The sequence below is a fragment of the Bacillus sp. FSL K6-1366 genome (genome assembly GCF_037976695.1).
In the GTDB taxonomy this organism is placed as follows: Bacteria; Bacillota; Bacilli; order Bacillales; family Bacillaceae; genus Bacillus; species Bacillus subtilis.
In genome coordinates, this window is record NZ_CP150268.1 from 2578038 (window position 1) to 2600117 (window position 22080).

The 22080-nt window shown below is 49.7% G+C and carries 2 protein-coding genes and 2 pseudogenes; all 4 read left to right on the forward strand.

Annotated features, from left to right (window positions below):
- Positions 1 to 553 precede the first annotated feature (553 nt).
- Positions 554 to 11317: a surfactin non-ribosomal peptide synthetase SrfAA gene (srfAA, locus tag MHI44_RS13585; RefSeq protein ID WP_339202141.1), complete on the forward strand. Its 10764-nt coding sequence runs from the start codon at positions 554 to 556 to the stop codon at positions 11315 to 11317.
- An 81-nt stretch (positions 11318 to 11398) separates the two neighbouring features.
- Positions 11399 to 14371: pseudogene (gene srfAB / locus MHI44_RS13590) on the forward strand (surfactin non-ribosomal peptide synthetase SrfAB); the annotation flags it as partial.
- 91 nt (positions 14372 to 14462) lie between these two features.
- Positions 14463 to 14603, forward strand: coding sequence for a competence protein ComS (comS, locus tag MHI44_RS13595; protein ID WP_010886404.1), 141 nt, complete (start codon positions 14463 to 14465; stop codon positions 14601 to 14603).
- Positions 14549 to 22078, forward strand: a pseudogene (gene srfAB / locus MHI44_RS13600) (surfactin non-ribosomal peptide synthetase SrfAB); the annotation flags it as partial. The gene comS and the pseudogene srfAB (MHI44_RS13600), both read left to right, overlap by 55 nt.
- Between the last annotated feature and the right edge of the window lie 2 nt (positions 22079 to 22080).

The following is a 22080-nucleotide window of genomic DNA, read 5'->3' on the forward strand; positions in this document are numbered from 1 at the left end:
TCTTTTTTTGCCTGTTTTTCGGTTTTTGCGCGGTACACATAGTCATGTAAAGATTGTAAATTGCATTCAGCAATAAAAAAAGATTGAACGCAGCAGTTTGGTTTAAAAATTTTTATTTTTCTGTAAATAATGTTTAGTGGAAATGATTGCGGCATCCCGCAAAAATATCCCTGTAAATAAACTGGAATCTTTCGGCATCCCGCATGAAACTTTTCACCCATTTTTCGGTGATAAAAACATTTTTTTCATTTAAAGTGAACGGTAGAAAGATAAAAAATATTGAAAACAATGAATAAATAGCCAAAATTGGTTTCTTATTAGGGTGGGGTCTTGCGGTCTTTATCCGCTTATGTTAAACGCCGCAATGCTGACTGACGGCAGCCTGCTTTAATAGCGGCCATCTGTTTTTTGATTGGAAGCACTGCTTTTTAAGTGTAGTACTTTGGGCTATTTCGGCTGTTAGTTCATAAGAATTAAAAGCTGATATGGATAAGAAAGAGAAAATGCGTTGCACATGTTCACTGCTTATAAAGATTAGGGGAGGTATGACAATATGGAAATAACTTTTTACCCTTTAACGGATGCACAAAAACGAATTTGGTACACAGAAAAATTTTATCCTCACACGAGCATTTCAAATCTTGCAGGGATTGGCAAGCTGGTTTCAGCTGATGCGATTGATTATGTGCTTGTTGAGCAGGCGATTCAAGAGTTTATTCGCAGAAATGACGCCATGCGCCTTCGGTTGCGGTTAGATGAAAACGGAGAGCCTGTTCAATATATTAGCGAGTATCGGCCTGTTGATATAAAACATACTGACACTACTGGAGATCCGAATGCGATAGAGTCTATTTCACAATTGAGCCGGGAGGAAACGAAAAAACCTTTGCCGCTGTACGATTGTGATTTGTTCCGTTTTTCCTTGTTCACCATAAAGGAAAATGAAGTGTGGTTTTACGCAAATGTTCATCACGTGATTTCTGATGGTATCTCCATGAATATTCTCGGGAATGCGATCATGCACATTTATTTAGAATTAGCCAGCGGCTCAGAGACAAAAGAAGGAATCTCGCATTCATTTATCGATCATGTTTTATCTGAACAGGAATATGCTCAATCGAAGCGGTTTGAAAAGGACAAGGCGTTTTGGAACAAGCAATTTGAATCGGTGCCTGAACTTGTTTCCCTGAAACGGAATGCTTCCGCAGGAGGAAGTTTAGATGCTGAGAGGTTCTCTAAAGATGTGCCTGAAGCGCTTCATCAGCAGATTCTGTCGTTTTGTGAGGCGAATAAAGTCAGTGTTCTTTCGGTATTTCAATCGTTGCTCGCCGCCTACTTGTACAGGGTCAGCGGCCAGAATGATGTTGTGACGGGAACCTTTATGGGCAACCGGACAAATGCGAAAGAGAAGCAGATGCTTGGCATGTTTGTTTCTACGGTTCCGCTTCGGACAAACATTGACGGCGGGCAGGCGTTTTTAGAATTTGTCAAAGACCGGATGAAGGATCTCATGAAGACACTCCGCCACCAAAAGTACCCGTATAATCTCCTGATCAACGATTTGCGTGAAACAAAGAGCTCTCTGACCAAGCTGTTTACTGTTTCTCTTGAATATCAAGTGATGCAGTGGCAGAAAGAAGAGGATCTTGCCTTTTTGACTGAGCCGATTTTCAGCGGCAGCGGATTAAATGATGTCTCAATTCATGTAAAGGATCGATGGGATACTGGGAAACTCACCATAGATTTTGATTACCGCACTGATTTATTTTCTCGTGAAGAAATCAACATGATTTGTGAGCGCATGATTACCATGCTGGAGAACGCGTTAACGCATCCAGAGCATACCATTGATGAATTAACGATGATTTCTGATGCGGAGAAAGAGAAGCTGCTTGCGAGGGCCGGCGGTAAATCTGTGAGCTACCGTAAGGACATGACGATCCCGGAACTGTTCCAAGAAAAGGCTGAGCAGCTTTCAGATCATCCAGCGGTTGTATTCGAAGATCGTACATTGTCCTATCGAACGTTACATGAACAATCCGCACGCATCGCCAATGTGCTGAAACAGAAAGGGGTTGGCCCGGACAGTCCTGTCGCGGTTTTGATTGAACGTTCTGAACGGATGATTACAGCTATCATGGGAATTTTAAAAGCCGGCGGAGCCTATGTGCCGATTGATCCGGGTTTTCCTGCAGAGCGGATTCAATATATTTTGGAGGACTGCGGGGCGGACTTCATCCTGACTGAATCGAAGGTTGCAGCGCCTGAAGCCGATGCTGAGCTGATTGACTTAGATCAGGCAATTGCGGAAGGTGCAGACGATATGACGGAGGCTGATGTAAACGCGCGGAATCTTGCCTACATTATTTACACATCGGGAACAACCGGACGTCCGAAAGGCGTTATGATCGAGCATCGCCAGGTTCATCATTTGGTTGAATCTCTGCAGCAGACGATTTACCAAAGCGGCAGCCAAACCCTGCGGATGGCATTGCTTGCGCCGTTCCACTTTGATGCGTCAGTGAAGCAGATCTTCGCGTCGCTTCTTTTGGGACAAACCCTTTATATCGTACCGAAGAAAACAGTGACGAACGGGACCGCCCTTACTGCATATTATCGGAGAAACAGCATTGAGGCGACGGATGGAACACCGGCTCATTTGCAAATGCTGGCAGCAGCGGGCGATTTTGAAGGCCTAAAACTGAAGCACATGCTGATCGGAGGAGAAGGCCTGTCATCTGTTGTTGCGGACAAGCTGCTGAAGCTGTTTAAAGAAGCCGGCACAGCGCCGCGTTTGACTAATGTGTACGGGCCGACTGAAACGTGCGTTGACGCGTCTGTTCATCCGGTTATCCCTGAGAATGCAGTTCAATCAGCGTATGTGCCGATCGGGAAAGCGCTGGGGAATAACCGCTTATATATTTTGGATCAAAAAGGCCGGCTGCAGCCTGAAGGCGTGGCGGGTGAGCTTTATATCGCGGGAGACGGTGTGGGCCGAGGCTATTTGCATTTGCCTGAATTAACGGAAGAGAAGTTTTTACAAGATCCATTCGTGCCGGGCGATCGCATGTACCGGACCGGGGATGTGGTGCGCTGGCTTCCAGATGGAACAATCGAATATTTAGGCAGAGAGGATGACCAGGTCAAAGTCCGCGGATACCGGATTGAGCTTGGGGAAATTGAAGCCGTGATTCAGCAGGCGCCAGACGTTGCAAAAGCCGTTGTTTTGGCACGCCCTGACGAACAGGGAAATCTTGAGGTTTGCGCATATGTTGTGCAAAAGTCTGGAAGCGAATTTGCGCCAGCCGGCTTGAGGGAGCATGCGGCCAGACAGCTTCCTGACTATATGGTGCCGGCTTACTTTACAGAAGTGACAGAAATTCCGCTTACGCCAAGCGGCAAAGTCGACCGCCGTAAGCTGTTTGCACTAGAGGTGAAGGCTGTCAGCGGCACTGCCTATACAGCGCCGCGAAATGAGACTGAAAAAGCAATCGCAGCCATTTGGCAGGACGTACTGAATGTTGAGAAGGCGGGGATCTTTGACAATTTCTTTGAAACGGGCGGGCATTCATTGAAAGCCATGACCCTTTTAACAAAGATTCATAAGCAAACAGGCGTCGAGATTCCGCTTCAATATTTGTTTGAGCATCCGACGATTGCGGCTCTTGCAGAGGAGGCTGATCACAGAGAAAGCCGGGCATTTTCGGTGATTGAACCTGCTGAAAAACAGGAGCATTACCCGCTTTCCCTGGCACAGCAGCGAACATATATCGTCAGCCAGTTCGAGGATGCGGGAGTCGGCTACAACATGCCGGCAGCAGCAATTCTGGAAGGGCCTTTAGATATTCAAAAGCTGGAGCGCGCATTTCAGGGGTTAATCCGACGCCACGAGTCATTGAGAACATCATTTGTTCTTGAAAACAGCACGCCGAGACAGAAAATTCACGATAGCGTTGATTTCAACATCGAAATGATTGAAAGAGGCGGCCGCTCAGATGAGGCAATTATGGCTTCATTCGTTCGGACATTTGATTTGGCGAAAGCTCCGCTGTTCAGAATCGGTTTGCTGGGGCTTGAAGAGAACCGTCATATGCTGCTGTTTGATATGCACCATTTGATTTCTGACGGTGTATCCATTGGCATTATGCTGGAGGAGTTAGCACGCATTTATAAAGGCGAACAGCTTCCTGAGCTTCGTCTCCAGTATAAGGACTACGCTGTATGGCAAAGCAGACAGGCTGCTGAAGGGTACAAGAAGGACCAGGCTTATTGGAAGGAAGTCTTTGCAGGCGAGCTCCCGGTGCTTCAGCTTCTGTCCGATTACCCAAGACCGCCTGTTCAAAGCTTTGAAGGGGATCGGGTGTCAATCAAGCTGGATGCGGGGGTAAAGGATCGCCTCAATCGTTTGGCTGAACAAAACGGCGCCACTTTATATATGGTGATGCTGTCCGCTTACTATACGCTTTTGTCAAAGTATACGGGGCAGGATGACATCATTGTCGGGACACCGTCAGCGGGCAGAAATCACTCCGATACAGAGGGCATTATCGGGATGTTTGTCAATACGCTTGCGATTCGCAGTGAGGTGAAGCAGGAGGAGACGTTTACCCAATTGATCTCGCGTGTCCGCAAACGGGTGCTGAATGCCTTTTCTCATCAGGACTATCCGTTTGAGTGGCTTGTTGAAGGTTTGAACATCCCGCGTGATGTTAGCAGGCATCCGCTGTTTGACACGATGTTCAGCCTTCAAAACGCGACAGCAGGTATTCCGGCTGTCGGCGATCTGTCCTTGTCTGTTCATGAGACCAATTTCAAGATTGCCAAATTTGATTTGACCGTGCAGGCGAGAGAAACCGATGAAGGCATTGAGCTTGATTTGGATTACAGCACAAAGCTGTTTAAACAAAGCACGGCAAACAGGCTGCTTACGCATTTTGCGCGTTTGCTTGAAGATGCTGCGGCTGATCCAGAGAAGCCGATTTCTGAGTATAAGCTTCTTTCTGAAGAGGAGGCCGCTTCGCAAATTCAGCAGTTTAACCCGGGCAGAACACCTTATCCGAAAGATAAAACAATTGTTCAGCTGTTTGAGGAGCAAGCGGCGAATACGCCAGACCACACTGCGCTTCAATATGAAGGCGAATCACTCACTTATCGTGAGCTGAATGAACGGGCCAATCGTTTAGCCCGCGGCATTCTTTCTCTTGGAGCTGGCGAAGGCAGGACAGCGGCTGTCTTATGTGAGCGGTCAATGGATATGATTGTGTCGATCTTGGCAGTATTAAAATCAGGTTCGGCTTATGTTCCGATTGATCCGGAACATCCGATGCAGCGGATGCAGCATTTCTTCCGTGACAGCGGAGCAAAGGTGCTTCTCACTCAGAGAAAATTAAAGGCTTTAGCGGAAGAAGCGGAATTTAAGGGCGTTATCGTGCTAGCCGATGAGGAAGAGAGCTATCATGCCGATGCGCGCAATCTCGCACTGCCTCTTGATTCTGAAGCAATGGCCAACCTGACGTATACCTCTGGAACGACTGGAACACCTAAGGGGAATATCGTGACACATGCCAATATTCTCCGCACGGTGAAGGAAACGAATTATCTCAGCATTACAGAACAGGATACGATTCTCGGTCTTTCCAATTACGTGTTTGACGCGTTTATGTTCGATATGTTCGGCTCTTTGTTAAACGGAGCCAAGCTGGTGCTGATACCGAAGGAAACCGTTTTGGACATGGCTCGTCTGTCCCGCGTCATTGAACGGGAGAATATCAGCATTCTCATGATTACAACCGCTTTGTTCCACTTGCTTGTGGACTTGAATCCGGCATGCTTGTCAACGCTTCGCAAGATTATGTTTGGCGGGGAACGGGCTTCGGTTGAGCATGTCAGAAAAGCTTTGCAAACGGTTGGAAAGGGCAAGCTTCTTCACATGTATGGACCGTCTGAAAGCACGGTTTTCGCGACGTATCATCCGGTTGATGAATTGGAGGAGCACACGCTGTCTGTTCCGATTGGAAAACCGGTTAGCAATACGGAAGTATACATTCTTGACCGTACGGGACACGTGCAGCCTGCCGGGATTGCCGGAGAGCTTTGCGTCAGCGGCGAAGGACTCGTGAAAGGCTATTACAACCGTCCAGAACTGACTGAGGAGAAATTTGTTCCCCATCCGTTTACATCCGGCGAACGCATGTATAAAACGGGAGACCTTGCGAGATGGCTGCCGAATGGCGACATCGAATTTATCGGGCGAATCGACCATCAGGTGAAGATTCGCGGACAGCGCATCGAGCTTGGAGAAATCGAACATCAGCTGCAAACCCATGATCGTGTTCAGGAAAGTGTTGTGCTTGCCGTTGATCAAGGAGCGGGAGATAAACTGTTGTGTGCTTACTATGTCGGAGAAGGAGACATCTCATCACAAGAGATGAGAGAGCATGCTGCGAAGGACTTGCCGGCATATATGGTTCCTGCGGTGTTTATCCAAATGGACGAGCTGCCGCTGACAGGGAACGGAAAAATTGACCGGAGAGCGCTGCCGATTCCTGATGCCAACGTTTCAAGAGGTGTTTCATATGTTGCGCCACGCAATGGAACGGAACAAAAAGTCACGGACATTTGGGCACATGTGCTTCAGGCTGAACAAGTCGGCGCTTATGACCACTTCTTTGACATTGGCGGACATTCATTAGCAGGCATGAAGATGCTTGCCTTGGTTCATCAGGAACTGGGCGTTGAGCTGTCACTCAAGGATCTCTTCCAGTCACCGACGGTTGAGGGCTTGGCACAGGTGATTGCCTCTGCTGAAAAAGGGACAGCCGCAAGTATCAGCCCGGCAGAGAAACAAGATACGTATCCTGTTTCTTCACCGCAAAAACGGATGTACGTGCTTCAGCAGCTTGAGGATGCGCAAACGAGCTATAACATGCCGGCGGTTCTGCGCCTGACAGGTGAGCTTGATGTTGAAAGGCTTAACAGCGTCATGCAGCAGTTAATGCAGCGTCATGAAGCCTTGAGAACCACGTTTGAAATAAAAGATGGAGAAACGGTGCAGCGGATCTGGGAAAAGGCTGAGTGTGAGATAGCCTATTTCGAAGCCCCGGAAGAAGAGACAGAGCGGATCGTTTCTGAGTTTATTAAGCCTTTCAAAATCGACCAACTTCCACTGTTCAGAATAGGGCTTATCAAGCATTCAGACACTGAGCATGTGCTGCTGTTCGATATGCATCATATTATTTCTGACGGTGCATCTGTCGGTGTGCTGATTGAGGAGCTTTCAAAGCTGTACGACGGAGAAAACCTTGAGCCGCTCCGTATTCAATATAAGGATTATGCCGTGTGGCAGAAGCAGTTCATTCAGTCTGAGCTTTACAAGAAGCAAGAAGAGCATTGGCTGAAGGAGCTGGACGGAGAGCTGCCGGTGCTGACGCTTCCGACTGATTACAGTCGGCCTGCCGTTCAAACATTTGAGGGAGACCGCATTGCATTTTCATTAGAAGCAGGCAAAGCTGATGCTCTGCGCAGGCTTGCAAAAGAAATGGATTCCACGCTTTACATGGTGCTTCTGGCTTCATACAGTGCGTTTTTATCAAAACTGAGCGGGCAAGACGATATCATCGTCGGTTCACCTGTGGCCGGACGATCTCAAGCGGACGTCAGCCGCGTCATCGGAATGTTCGTCAATACATTAGCGTTGCGCACGTATCCGAAGGGTGAAAAGACGTTTGCTGACTATCTTAACGAAGTGAAAGAAACGGCACTCAGCGCTTTTGATGCGCAGGATTACCCGCTTGAGGATTTGATCGGAAATGTTCAGGTTCAGCGTGACACAAGCAGAAATCCGTTATTCGATGCAGTTTTTTCAATGCAAAATGCGAATATAAAGGATTTAACAATGAAAGGGATTCAGCTTGAGCCGCATCCGTTTGAACGGAAAACAGCCAAGTTTGACCTCACGCTGACGGCTGACGAAACCGACGGAGGGCTTACATTCGTACTCGAATACAATACAGCTCTGTTTAAGCAGGAAACGATTGAACGATGGAAGCAATATTGGATGGAGCTTTTAGATGCAGTTACTGGGAACCCGAACCAGCCGCTTTCCAGCCTGTCACTGGTCACCGAGACAGAAAAGCAAGCGCTTCTTGAGGCATGGAAGGGTAAAGCGCTGCCTGTGCCGACAGACAAAACGGTTCATCAGCTATTCGAAGAGACTGTCCAGCGCCACAAAGACCGCCCGGCTGTCACATACAACGGCCAGTCTTGGACGTACGGCGAGCTGAATGCGAAGGCGAATCGTCTCGCGCGGATTCTGATGGACTGCGGCATCAGTCCGGATGACCGCGTCGGCATTCTCACGAAGCCGTCGCTTGAAATGTCCGCCGCGGTGCTCGGCGTCTTGAAAGCCGGAGCGGCGTTTGTGCCGATTGATCCTGACTACCCGGATCAGCGGATTGAGTATATTTTACAGGACAGCGGCGCGAAGCTTCTCTTGAAACAGGAAGGCATTTCAGTGCCGGACAGCTTTACGGGAGATGTCATTCTTCTCGACGGAAGCCGCACGATTCTAAGCCTGCCGCTTGATGAAAACGACGAGGGAAATCCAGAAACCGCTGTAACCGCGGAGAACTTGGCGTACATGATTTACACGTCTGGAACGACCGGACAGCCGAAGGGTGTCATGGTCGAGCACCATGCGCTTGTGAACCTGTGCTTCTGGCACCATGACGCGTTCAGCATGACAGCGGAGGACCGCAGTGCGAAGTACGCGGGCTTTGGGTTCGACGCTTCCATTTGGGAGATGTTCCCGACCTGGACGATCGGTGCCGAGCTTCACGTCATTGATGAAGCGATCCGCCTCGATATCGTCCGCCTGAACGATTATTTTGAAACGAACGGCATAACGATCACGTTCCTGCCGACACAGCTTGCGGAACAGTTCATGGAGCTTGAGAACACATCACTTCGCGTATTGCTTACTGGAGGAGACAAGCTGAAGCGCGCAGTGAAAAAGCCGTACACACTCGTCAACAACTACGGGCCGACAGAGAATACGGTCGTTGCCACAAGCGCAGAAATCCATCCGGAGGAAGGCTCGCTTTCCATCGGAAGGGCCATTGCCAATACGAGAGTATACATTCTCGGCGAGGGCAATCAGGTGCAGCCGGAAGGCGTAGCCGGAGAGCTTTGCGTGGCGGGGCGCGGACTGGCACGCGGCTATCTGAATCGAGAAGACGAAACCGCGAAGCGGTTTGTCGCTGATCCGTTTGTGCCGGGTGAGCGCATGTACCGCACCGGCGATTTGGTGAAATGGACGGGCGGCGGCATCGAATACATCGGCCGGATCGACCAGCAGGTCAAGGTCCGCGGCTACCGGATCGAGCTTTCAGAAATTGAAGTCCAGCTCGCCCAGCTTTCTGAGGTGCAGGATGCGGCGGTGACAGCTGTCAAGGATAAAGGCGGCAATACAGCAATCGCGGCGTATGTCACACCGGAAACAGCTGACATAGAAGCACTAAAATCAGCACTAAAGGAAACCCTGCCGGATTACATGATCCCGGCGTTCTGGGTGACGCTGAACGAGCTTCCGGTTACGGCAAACGGCAAAGTGGACCGCAAAGCCTTGCCTGACCCGGACATCGAAGCGGGAAGCGGAGAATACAAAGCGCCGACGACCGACATGGAAGAGCTGCTTGCCGGCATCTGGCAGGACGTGCTTGGAATGTCTGAAGTCGGTGTCACCGACAATTTCTTCTCGCTTGGCGGAGATTCCATCAAAGGAATTCAAATGGCGAGCCGCTTGAATCAGCACGGCTGGAGGCTGGAAATGAAAGATCTCTTCCAGCATCCGACGATCGAAGAGCTTACCCAATATGTAGAGCGTGCCGAAGGCAAACAGGCAGACCAAGGCCCGGTGGAGGGCGAAGTCATCCTGACGCCGATCCAGCGCTGGTTCTTTGAAAAGAACTTCACGAACAAGCACCACTGGAACCAATCTGTGATGCTTCACGCCAAAAAGGGCTTTGATCCTGAACGGGTGGAGAAAACATTGCAGGCGCTGATCGAGCATCATGACGCGCTCCGTATGGTCTACCGTGAGGGACAGGAAGACGTCATTCAATACAACAGAGGTCTTGAAGCTGCTTCCGCTCAATTGGAGGTCATCCAGATTGAGGGCCAAGCTGCAGATTACGAAGACCGTATAGAGAGAGAAGCGGAGCGTTTGCAAAGCAGCATCGACTTGCAGGAAGGCGGCTTGTTAAAAGCAGGCTTGTTCCAAGCGGAAGACGGAGACCACTTGCTTCTCGCCATTCACCACTTAGTGGTTGACGGCGTCTCGTGGCGGATTCTACTGGAGGATTTCGCCGCAGTATATACACAGCTTGAGCAAGGCAATGAACCGGTTCTCCCGCAGAAAACACATTCATTTGCAGAGTATGCAGAGAGATTGCAAGACTTCGCGAACTCCAAAGCCTTTTTGAAAGAAAAAGAGTATTGGAGACAGCTTGAAGAACAAGCTGTCGCGGCAAAGCTTCCGAAAGACCGCGAATCTGGTGATCAGCGAATGAAACATACAAAGACAATTGAATTCTCGCTGACTGCTGAAGAGACAGAACAGCTCACCACAAAGGTGCATGAGGCATATCACACAGAAATGAATGATATTTTGCTGACGGCATTCGGATTGGCAATGAAGGAGTGGACGGGTCAGGATCGAGTAAATGTTCATTTAGAGGGGCACGGACGTGAAGAAATCATAGAAGACCTGACCATTTCCCGCACAGTCGGCTGGTTTACAAGTATGTACCCAATGGTGCTCGATATGAAGCATGCGGATGATCTGGGCTACCAGCTGAAGCAAATGAAAGAAGATATCAGACATGTGCCGAATAAGGGAGTCGGATACGGCATTTTGCGCTATCTGACGGCATCGGAACATAAAGAAGATGTGGCGTTCTCGATTCAGCCGGATGTCAGCTTCAACTATTTAGGTCAGTTTGACGAAATGTCGGATGCAGGTTTGTTTACGAGATCAGAGCTGCCATCAGGACAGTCATTAAGCCCTGAAACAGAAAAACCGAATGCGCTGGATGTTGTCGGATATATCGAAAACGGAAAACTGACGATGTCACTGGCCTATCATTCTCTTGAATTTCATGAAAAAACAGTACAAACATTCAGTGACAGCTTTAAAGCGCATCTTCTCAGAATCATTGAACATTGCCTATCTCAAGACGGTACGGAACTGACCCCGAGTGATCTTGGTGACGACGATTTGACGCTGGATGAGCTGGATAAATTAATGGAAATTTTCTAATAGAGGTGGCATATGAGCAAAAAATCGATTCAAAAGGTGTACGCACTGACACCAATGCAGGAGGGAATGCTGTATCATGCGATGCTTGATCCGCATTCTTCCTCGTACTTCACACAATTAGAGCTTGGGATTCACGGCGCTTTTGATCTTGAAATCTTTGAGAAAAGCGTCAATGAACTGATTCGGTCATACGATATTCTCCGTACGGTATTTGTGCATCAGCAGCTGCAAAAACCGCGTCAGGTCGTGTTAGCGGAACGCAAAACAAAGGTGCATTATGAGGATATCAGTCATGCAGACGAGAATCGCCAGAAGGAGCACATTGAGCGTTACAAACAAGACGTTCAGCGCCAAGGCTTTAACCTGGCAAAAGACATATTGTTCAAGGTGGCGGTTTTCCGCCTTGCTGCAGATCAGCTGTATCTTGTCTGGAGCAATCATCATATTATGATGGACGGCTGGAGCATGGGCGTCCTCATGAAAAGCCTGTTCCAAAACTATGAAGCGCTCAGAGCAGGCAGGACACCGGCAAACGGTCAGGGCAAGCCTTATTCCGATTACATCAAGTGGCTTGGAAAACAGGACAATGAAGAAGCGGAGAGCTACTGGAGCGAGCGCTTGGCGGGTTTTGAACAGCCAAGCGTGCTCCCGGGCCGCCTGCCTGTAAAAAAAGACGAATACGTCAATAAAGAATATTCATTTACATGGGACGAAACACTGGTTGCCCGTATTCAACAAACCGCAAATCTCCATCAAGTGACAGGGCCTAACCTATTTCAGGCCGTTTGGGGCATTGTTCTCAGCAAATACAACTTTACGGATGATGTGGTCTTCGGAACGGTCGTCTCGGGACGACCGTCTGAAATCAACGGAATCGAAACGATGGCGGGGCTGTTTATCAACACCATTCCAGTGCGGGTGAAAGTTGAACGAGATGCTGCATTCGCTGATATTTTCACAGCTGTTCAGCAGCATGCAGTAGAGGCAGAGCGTTACGATTACGTGCCGCTCTATGAGATTCAAAAACGCTCAGCTCTTGATGGCAATCTCTTAAACCATCTTGTCGCGTTTGAAAATTATCCGCTTGATCAAGAGCTTGAAAACGGCAGCATGGAAGACCGCCTCGGGTTTTCGATTAAGGTAGAAAGCGCATTTGAACAAACGAGCTTCGATTTCAACCTGATTGTGTATCCGGGCAAAACGTGGACCGTCAAAATTAAATATAACGGAGCCGCCTTTGATTCCGCTTTTATCGAACGGACAGCGGAGCACCTTACCCGCATGATGGAAGCAGCTGTCGATCAGCCGGCCGCTTTTGTGCGTGAGTACGGGCTTGTGGGAGACGAAGAGCAGCGGCAAATTGTCGAGGTGTTTAACAGCACGAAAGCCGAACTCCCTGCAGGAATGGCTGTTCACCAAGTGTTTGAAGAGCAAGCGAAACGGACGCCGGCGAGCACTGCCGTCGTATATGAAGGAACCGTGCTGACGTACCGCGAGCTGAATGCAGCGGCTAACCGTCTGGCGAGAAAGCTTGTCGAACAAGGCCTTCAAAAAGGGGAAACAGCAGCGATTATGAACGATCGATCAGTAGAAACCGTTGTCGGCATGCTGGCTGTGTTAAAAGCAGGCGCCGCATATGTGCCGCTTGATCCAGCGCTTCCGGGGGATCGTCTTCGTTTCATGGCAGAGGACAGCTCCGTTCGAATGGTTTTGACCGGAAATTCTTATACAGGGCAGGCACATCAGCTGCAGGTGCCGGTTCTTACACTGGACATAGGCATTGAAGATGGCGAAGCTGACAATCTCAACCTGCCATCCGCCCCGTCTGATTTGGCGTACATCATGTACACATCCGGTTCAACGGGCAAACCGAAAGGCGTCATGATCGAACATAAAAGCATTCTGCGCCTCGTCAAAAATGCCGGGTACGTTCCTGTTACTGAAGAGGACCGCATGGCGCAAACAGGGGCAGTCAGCTTTGATGCCGGAACGTTTGAGGTATTCGGCGCACTGCTGAATGGCGCAGCGCTTTATCCGGTCAAAAAAGAGACACTGCTTGATGCGAAACAATTTGCTGCATTCCTGCGTGAGCAAAGCATCACAACTATGTGGCTGACATCACCTTTATTCAACCAGCTTGCTGCAAAGGATGCGGGTATGTTCGGCACACTGCGCCATTTAATCATCGGCGGAGATGCCCTTGTCCCGCATATTGTCAGCAAAGTAAAACAGGCATCGCCGTCGCTTTCATTGTGGAACGGATATGGCCCGACAGAAAACACGACGTTTTCAACCAGTTTTCTGATCGACCGCGAGTATGGCGGCTCTATCCCAATCGGGAAGCCGATCGGAAATTCCACTGCCTATATTATGGATGAGCAGCAATGCCTGCAGCCAATCGGCGCGCCTGGTGAGCTTTGCGTAGGCGGAATCGGTGTAGCGCGAGGATATGTCAATCTCCCTGAGCTGACGGAGAAGCAATTTCTCGAAGACCCGTTCAGACCGGGTGAGAGAATTTACCGCACTGGTGACTTGGCAAGATGGCTGCCGGACGGCAATATTGAATTTTTAGGCAGAATCGACAACCAAGTGAAGGTGCGCGGCTTCCGAATTGAGCTTGGCGAAATTGAAACAAAACTGAACATGGCTGAGCATGTGACAGAGGCTGCGGTGATCATCCGCAAGAACAAAGCAGATGAAAATGAAATTTGCGCGTACTTCACGGCGGATCGTGAAGTGGCTGTGAGTGAGCTGAGAAAAACACTGTCTCAGTCTTTGCCTGACTATATGGTCCCTGCCCACCTGATTCAAATGGACAGCCTGCCGCTCACGCCAAACGGGAAAATCAATAAAAAAGAACTGCCTGCACCGCAATCAGAAGCCGTGCAGCCGGAATACGCAGCACCAGAAACAGAGAGTGAAAAGAAATTAGCGGAGATCTGGGAAGGAATACTCGGCGTCAGAGCAGGCGTTACCGATAACTTCTTTATGATCGGCGGTCATTCTTTGAAAGCGATGATGATGACGGCGAAAATTCAAGAGCATTTTCATAAGGAAGTTCCGATAAAAGTGCTTTTTGAAAAGCCGACTATTCAAGAACTGGCACTGTATTTGGAAGAGAACGAAAGCAAGGAGGAGCAGACGTTTGAACCGATCAGGCAAGCATCTTATCAGCAGCATTATCCTGTATCCCCGGCCCAGCGGAGAATGTATATCCTCAATCAGCTTGGACAAGCAAACACAAGCTACAACGTCCCCGCTGTACTTCTGCTGGAGGGAGAAGTAGATAAAGACCGGCTTGAAAACGCGATTCAGCAATTAATCAACCGGCACGAAATCCTCCGTACATCGTTTGACATGATCGACGGAGAGGTTGTGCAAACCGTTCATAAAAACATATCGTTCCAGCTGGAGGCTGCCAAGGGACGGGAAGAAGACGCGGAAGAGATAATCAAAGCATTTGTTCAGCCGTTTGAATTAAACCGCGCGCCGCTCGTCCGTTCGAAGCTTGTCCAGCTGGAAGAAAAACGCCACCTGCTGCTCATTGATATGCATCATATTATTACTGACGGAAGTTCAACAGGCATTCTAATCGGTGATCTTGCCAAAATATATCAAGGCGCAGATCTGGAGCTGCCACAAATTCACTATAAAGATTACGCAGTTTGGCACAAAGAACAAACTAATTATCAAAAAGATGAGGAATACTGGCTCGATGTCTTTAAAGGCGAACTGCCAATACTGGATCTTCCCGCGGATTTCGAGCGGCCAGCTGAACGGAGCTTTGCGGGAGAGCGCGTGATGTTTGGGCTTGATAAGCAAATCACGGCTCAAATCAAATCGCTCATGGCAGAAACAGATACGACAATGTACATGTTTTTGCTGGCGGCGTTCAATGTACTCCTTTCCAAGTACGCGTCACAGGATGATATCATTGTCGGCTCGCCGACAGCTGGCAGAACACATCCTGATCTGCAAGGTGTGCCGGGTATGTTTGTCAACACGGTGGCACTCAGAACGGCACCAGCGGGAGATAAAACCTTCGCGCAATTCCTTGAAGAGGTCAAAACAGCCAGCCTTCAAGCATTCGAGCACCAGAGCTATCCGCTTGAGGAGCTGATTGAAAAGCTTCCGCTTACAAGGGATACAAGCAGAAGTCCGCTGTTCAGCGTGATGTTCAACATGCAGAATATGGAGATTCCTTCATTAAGATTAGGAGATTTGAAGATTTCCTCGTATTCCATGCTTCATCATGTTGCGAAATTTGATCTTTCCTTGGAAGCGGTCGAGCGTGAAGAGGATATCGGCCTAAGCTTTGACTATGCGACTGCCTTGTTTAAGGACGAGACGATCCGCCGCTGGAGCCGCCACTTTGTCAATATCATCAAAGCGGCCGCGGCTAATCCGAACGTTCGGCTGTCTGATGTAGATCTGCTTTCATCTGCAGAAACGGCTGCTTTGCTAGAAGAAAGACATATGACTCAAATTACCGAAGCAACCTTTGCAGCACTTTTTGAAAAACAGGCCCAGCAAACACCTGACCATTCTGCGGTGAAGGCTGGCGGAAATCTGTTGACCTATCGCGAGCTTGATGAACAGGCGAACCAGCTGGCGCATCATCTTCGTGCCCAAGGGGCAGGAAATGAAGACATCGTCGCGATTGTTATGGACCGGTCAGCTGAAGTCATGGTATCCATTCTCGGTGTCATGAAGGCGGGGGCAGCTTTCCTTCCGATTGATCCTGATACACCTGAAGAACGAATCCGTTATTCATTAGAGGACAGCGGAGCAAAATTTGCGGTCGTGAATGAAAGAAACATGACGGCTATTGGGCAATATGAAGGGATAATTGTCAGCCTTGATGACGGTAAATGGAGAAATGAAAGCAAGGAGCGCCCATCATCCATTTCCGGGTCTCGCAATCTTGCATACGTCATTTATACGTCCGGTACGACCGGAAAGCCAAAGGGCGTGCAGATTGAGCATCGTAATCTGACAAACTATGTCTCTTGGTTTAGTGAAGAGGCGGGCCTGACGGAAAATGATAAGACTGTATTGCTTTCATCTTACGCATTTGACCTTGGCTATACGAGCATGTTCCCTGTACTTCTGGGCGGGGGCGAGCTCCATATCGTCCAGAAGGAAACCTATACGGCGCCGGATGAAATAGCGCACTATATCAAGGAGCATGGGATCACTTATATCAAGCTGACACCGTCTCTGTTCCATACAATAGTGAACACCGCCAGTTTTGCAAAAGATGCGAACTTTGAATCCTTGCGCTTGATCGTCTTGGGAGGAGAAAAAATCATCCCGACTGATGTTATCGCCTTCCGTAAGATGTATGGACATACCGAATTTATCAATCACTACGGCCCGACAGAAGCAACGATCGGCGCCATCGCCGGGCGGGTTGATCTGTCTGAGCCGGATGCATTTGCGAAACGCCCGACAATCGGACGCCCGATTGCGAATGCCGGTGCGCTTGTCTTAAATGAAGCATTGAAGCTTGTGCCGCCTGGAGCGAGCGGACAGCTCTATATCACGGGACAGGGGCTCGCGAGAGGGTATCTCAACAGGCCTCAGCTGACAGCCGAGAGATTTGTAGAAAATCCATATTCGCCGGGAAGCCTCATGTACAAAACCGGAGATGTCGTACGAAGACTTTCTGACGGTACGCTTGCATTTATCGGCCGGGCTGATGATCAGGTGAAAATCCGAGGCTACCGCATTGAGCCGAAAGAAATTGAAACGGTCATGCTCAGCCTCAGCGGAATTCAAGAAGCGGTTGTACTAGCGGTTTCCGAGGGCGGTCTTCAAGAGCTTTGCGCGTATTATACGTCGGATCAAGCTATTGAAAAAGCAGAGCTCCGGTACCAGCTTTCCCTAACACTGCCGTCTCATATGATTCCTGCTTTCTTTGTGCAGGTTGACGCGATTCCGCTGACGGCAAACGGAAAAACCGACAGAAACGCTTTGCCGAAGCCGAACGCGGCACAATCCGGAGGCAAGGCCTTGGCCGCACCGGAGACAGCGCTTGAAGAAAGCTTATGCCGCATTTGGCAGAAAACGCTTGGCATAGAAGCCATCGGCATTGATGACAATTTTTTCGATTTAGGCGGCCATTCATTAAAAGGGATGATGCTGATTGCCAACATTCAGGCGGAATTGGAGAAAAGCGTACCGCTTAAAGCACTGTTCGAGCAGCCGACTGTTCGCCAGCTGGCGGCTTATATGGAGGCGTCTGCCGTTTCAGGCGATCATCAAGTCCTCAAACCGGCTGACAAGCAGGCTATGTATCCATTGTCATCCGCACAGAAACGGATGTACGTGCTCAATCAGCTTGACCGCCGGACGATAAGCTACAACATGCCATCTGTTCTTCTAATGGAAGGAGAGCTTGATATTTCGCGCCTGCGCGACTCACTCAATCAGCTTGTGAACCGTCACGAATCATTGCGGACGTCATTTATGGAAGCTAATGGTGAGCCTGTTCAGCGCATCATTGAGAAGGCGGAGGTTGATCTTCATGTGTTTGAAGCCAAAGAAGACGAAGCGGACCAAAAGATTAAGGAATTTATCCGGCCATTCGACTTAAACGACGCACCGCTCATTCGCGCAGCTTTGCTTCGAATAGAAGCGAAAAAACATTTGCTGCTTTTAGATATGCATCATATCATCGCAGACGGCGTCTCAAGAGGCATCTTTGTAAAAGAATTGGCGCTGCTTTACAAAGGAGAGCAGCTTCCGGAGCCGACGCTTCATTATAAAGATTTCGCCGTTTGGCAAAATGAAGCTGAGCAAAAAGAACGGATGAAGGAGCATGAGGCGTACTGGCTGTCAGTTCTTTCAGGCGAGCTGCCTGAGCTTGATCTCCCGCTCGATTATGCCCGTCCGCCTGTGCAAAGCTTTAAAGGAGATACGATCCGTTTCCGTACGGGAAGTGAGACGGCAAAGGCGGTAGAAAAACTGCTTGCGGAAACCGGAACGACCTTGCACATGGTGCTCCATGCTGTTTTCCACGTCTTTTTAAGCAAAATTTCCGGACAGCGGGATATCGTCATCGGCTCCGTTACTGCCGGCCGGACGAATGCTGATGTTCAGGACATGCCGGGAATGTTCGTCAATACACTTGCCCTGAGAATGGAAGCGAAAGAACAGCAAACATTTGCGGAGCTTTTGGAGCAAGCAAAGCAGACGAACCTGTCAGCGCTTGAGCATCAGGAGTATCCGTTTGAAGATCTGGTTAATCAGCTTGATCTCCCTCGGGATATGAGCCGAAACCCATTGTTTAATGTGATGGTGACGACAGAAAACCCTGATAAAGAACAGCTTACATTGCAAAATCTGAGCATTTCACCTTATGAGGCTCATCAGGGAACTTCTAAGTTTGATCTGACACTGGGCGGATTTACTGATGAAAATGGCATTGGCTTGCAGCTCGAATATGCGACAGATCTGTTCGCGAAAGAAACAGCTGAAAAATGGAGCGAATACGTTCTGCGGCTACTAAAGGCTGTTGCGGATAACCCGAACCAGCCGCTTTCCAGCCTGTCACTGGTCACCGAGACAGAAAAGCAAGCGCTTCTTGAGGCATGGAAGGGCAAAGCGCTGCCTGTGCCGACAGACAAAACGGTTCATCAGCTATTCGAAGAGACTGTCCAGCGCCACAAAGACCGCCCGGCTGTCACATACAACGGCCAGTCTTGGACGTACGGTGAGCTGAATGCGAAGGCGAATCGTCTCGCGCGGATTCTGATGGACTGCGGCATCAGTCCGGATGACCGCGTCGGCATTCTCACGAAGCCGTCGCTTGAAATGTCCGCCGCGGTGCTCGGCGTCTTGAAAGCCGGAGCGGCGTTTGTGCCGATTGATCCTGACTACCCGGATCAGCGGATTGAGTATATTTTACAGGACAGCGGCGCGAAGCTTCTCTTGAAACAGGAAGGCATTTCAGTGCCGGACAGCTTTACGGGAGATGTCATTCTTCTCGACGGAAGCCGCACGATTCTAAGCCTGCCGCTTGATGAAAACGACGAGGGAAATCCAGAAACCGCTGTAACCGCGGAGAACTTGGCGTACATGATTTACACGTCTGGAACGACCGGACAGCCGAAGGGTGTCATGGTCGAGCACCATGCGCTTGTGAACCTGTGCTTCTGGCACCATGACGCGTTCAGCATGACAGCGGAGGACCGCAGTGCGAAGTACGCGGGCTTTGGGTTCGACGCTTCCATTTGGGAGATGTTCCCGACCTGGACGATCGGTGCCGAGCTTCACGTCATTGATGAAGCGATCCGCCTCGATATCGTCCGCCTGAACGATTATTTTGAAACGAACGGCGTAACGATCACGTTCCTGCCGACACAGCTTGCGGAACAGTTCATGGAGCTTGAGAACACATCACTTCGCGTATTGCTTACTGGAGGAGACAAGCTGAAGCGCGCAGTGAAAAAGCCGTACACACTCGTCAACAACTACGGGCCGACAGAAAATACGGTCGTTGCCACAAGCGCAGAAATCCATCCGGAGGAAGGCTCGCTTTCCATCGGAAGGGCCATTGCCAATACGAGAGTATACATTCTCGGAGAGGGCAATCAGGTGCAGCCGGAAGGCGTAGCCGGAGAGCTTTGTGTGGCGGGACGCGGATTAGCGCGAGGCTATCTGAATCGAGAAGACGAAACCGCGAAGCGGTTTGTCGCTGATCCGTTTGTGCCGGGTGAACGCATGTACCGCACCGGCGACTTGGTGAAGTGGGTGAACGGCGGCATCGAATACATCGGCCGGATCGACCAGCAGGTCAAGGTCCGCGGCTACCGGATCGAGCTCTCAGAAATTGAAGTCCAGCTCGCCCAGCTTTCTGAGGTGCAGGATGCGGCGGTAACAGCTGTCAAAGATAAAGGCGGCAATACAGCGATCGCGGCGTATGTCACCCCGGAAACAGCTGATATAGAAGCGCTGAAATCAGCACTGAAGGAAACCCTGCCGGATTATATGATCCCGGCGTTCTGGGTGACACTGAGCGAGCTTCCGGTCACGGCAAACGGCAAAGTCGACCGCAAAGCCTTGCCTGAGCCGGACATCGAAGCGGGAAGCGGAGAATACAAAGCGCCGACGACCGACATGGAAGAGCTGCTTGCCGGCATCTGGCAGGACGTGCTTGGAATGTCTGAAGTCGGTGTCACCGACAATTTCTTCTCGCTTGGCGGAGATTCCATCAAAGGAATTCAAATGGCGAGCCGCTTGAATCAGCACGGCTGGAGGCTGGAAATGAAAGATCTCTTCCAGCATCCGACGATCGAAGAGCTTACCCAATATGTAGAGCGTGCCGAAGGCAAACAGGCAGACCAAGGCCCGGTGGAGGGCGAAGTCATCCTGACGCCGATCCAGCGCTGGTTCTTTGAAAAGAACTTCACGAACAAGCACCACTGGAACCAATCGGTGATGCTTCACGCCGCGAAGGGCTTTGACCCTGAACGGGTGGAGAAAACATTGCAGGCGCTGATCGAGCATCATGACGCGCTCCGTATGGTCTATCGTGAGGAAAACGGGGACATCGTTCAGGCGTATCAACCGATCAGTGAGAGCAAGGTCAGCTTCGAAATCGTGGATCTGTACGGCTCCGATGAAGAGATGCTGAGAAGCCAGATTAAAATTCTCGCGAACAAGCTGCAGAGCAGTCTCGATCTGCAAAACGGGCCGCTTCTAAAGGCGGAGCAATATCGCACAGAAGCTGGGGATCACCTGCTCATTGCTGTACACCATCTCGTGGTCGACGGTGTGTCATGGCGGATTTTGCTTGAAGATTTTGCTTCAGGCTACATGCAGGCTGAGAAAGAAGAGAGCCTTGTCTTCCCGCAAAAAACAAACTCCTTCAAGGACTGGGCGGAAGAACTGGCGGCATTCAGCCAATCAGCGCATCTTTTACAGCAGGCTGAATACTGGTCGCAAATTGCCGCTGAACAGGTTTCTCCTTTACCGAAGGATTGTAAAACAGAGCAGCGGATCGTCAAGGATACATCATCTGTCCTATGTGAATTAACGGAAGAAGACACTAAGCATCTTTTAACAGATGTTCATCAGCCATATGGAACTGAAATCAACGATATTCTTCTCAGCGCGCTTGGTTTGACAATGAAAGAATGGACAAAGGGTGCCAAAATCGGCATTAACCTTGAGGGACACGGCCGGGAGGACATCATCCCGAATGTGAATATCTCCAGAACGGTCGGCTGGTTTACGGCACAATACCCTGTTGTGCTCGACATATCTGACGCAGATGCCTCGGCTGTGATCAAAACAGTCAAAGAAAACCTGCGCCGCATTCCGGACAAAGGTGTTGGCTACGGCATTCTTCGTTATTTCACAGAAACAGCGGAAACAAAGGGCTTCACACCGGAGATCAGCTTCAACTATTTGGGCCAATTCGACAGTGAAGTCAAAACCGATTTCTTTGAACCGTCCGCTTTCGATATGGGACGCCAAGTAAGCGGAGAATCAGAGGCGCTGTACGCTTTAAGCTTCAGCGGCATGATCAGAAACGGCCGGTTTGTGCTTTCCTGCTCCTACAATGAAAAGGAGTTTGAAAGAGCCACGATTGAAGAGCGAATGGAACGGTTTAAAGAAACCCTCCTGATGTTAATCCGCCATTGCACGGAAAAAGAAGACAAGGAATTCACACCAAGCGACTTTAGCGCCGACGACCTTGAAATGGACGAGATGGGAGATATCTTTGACATGCTTGAGGAGAATTTAAAATAAAA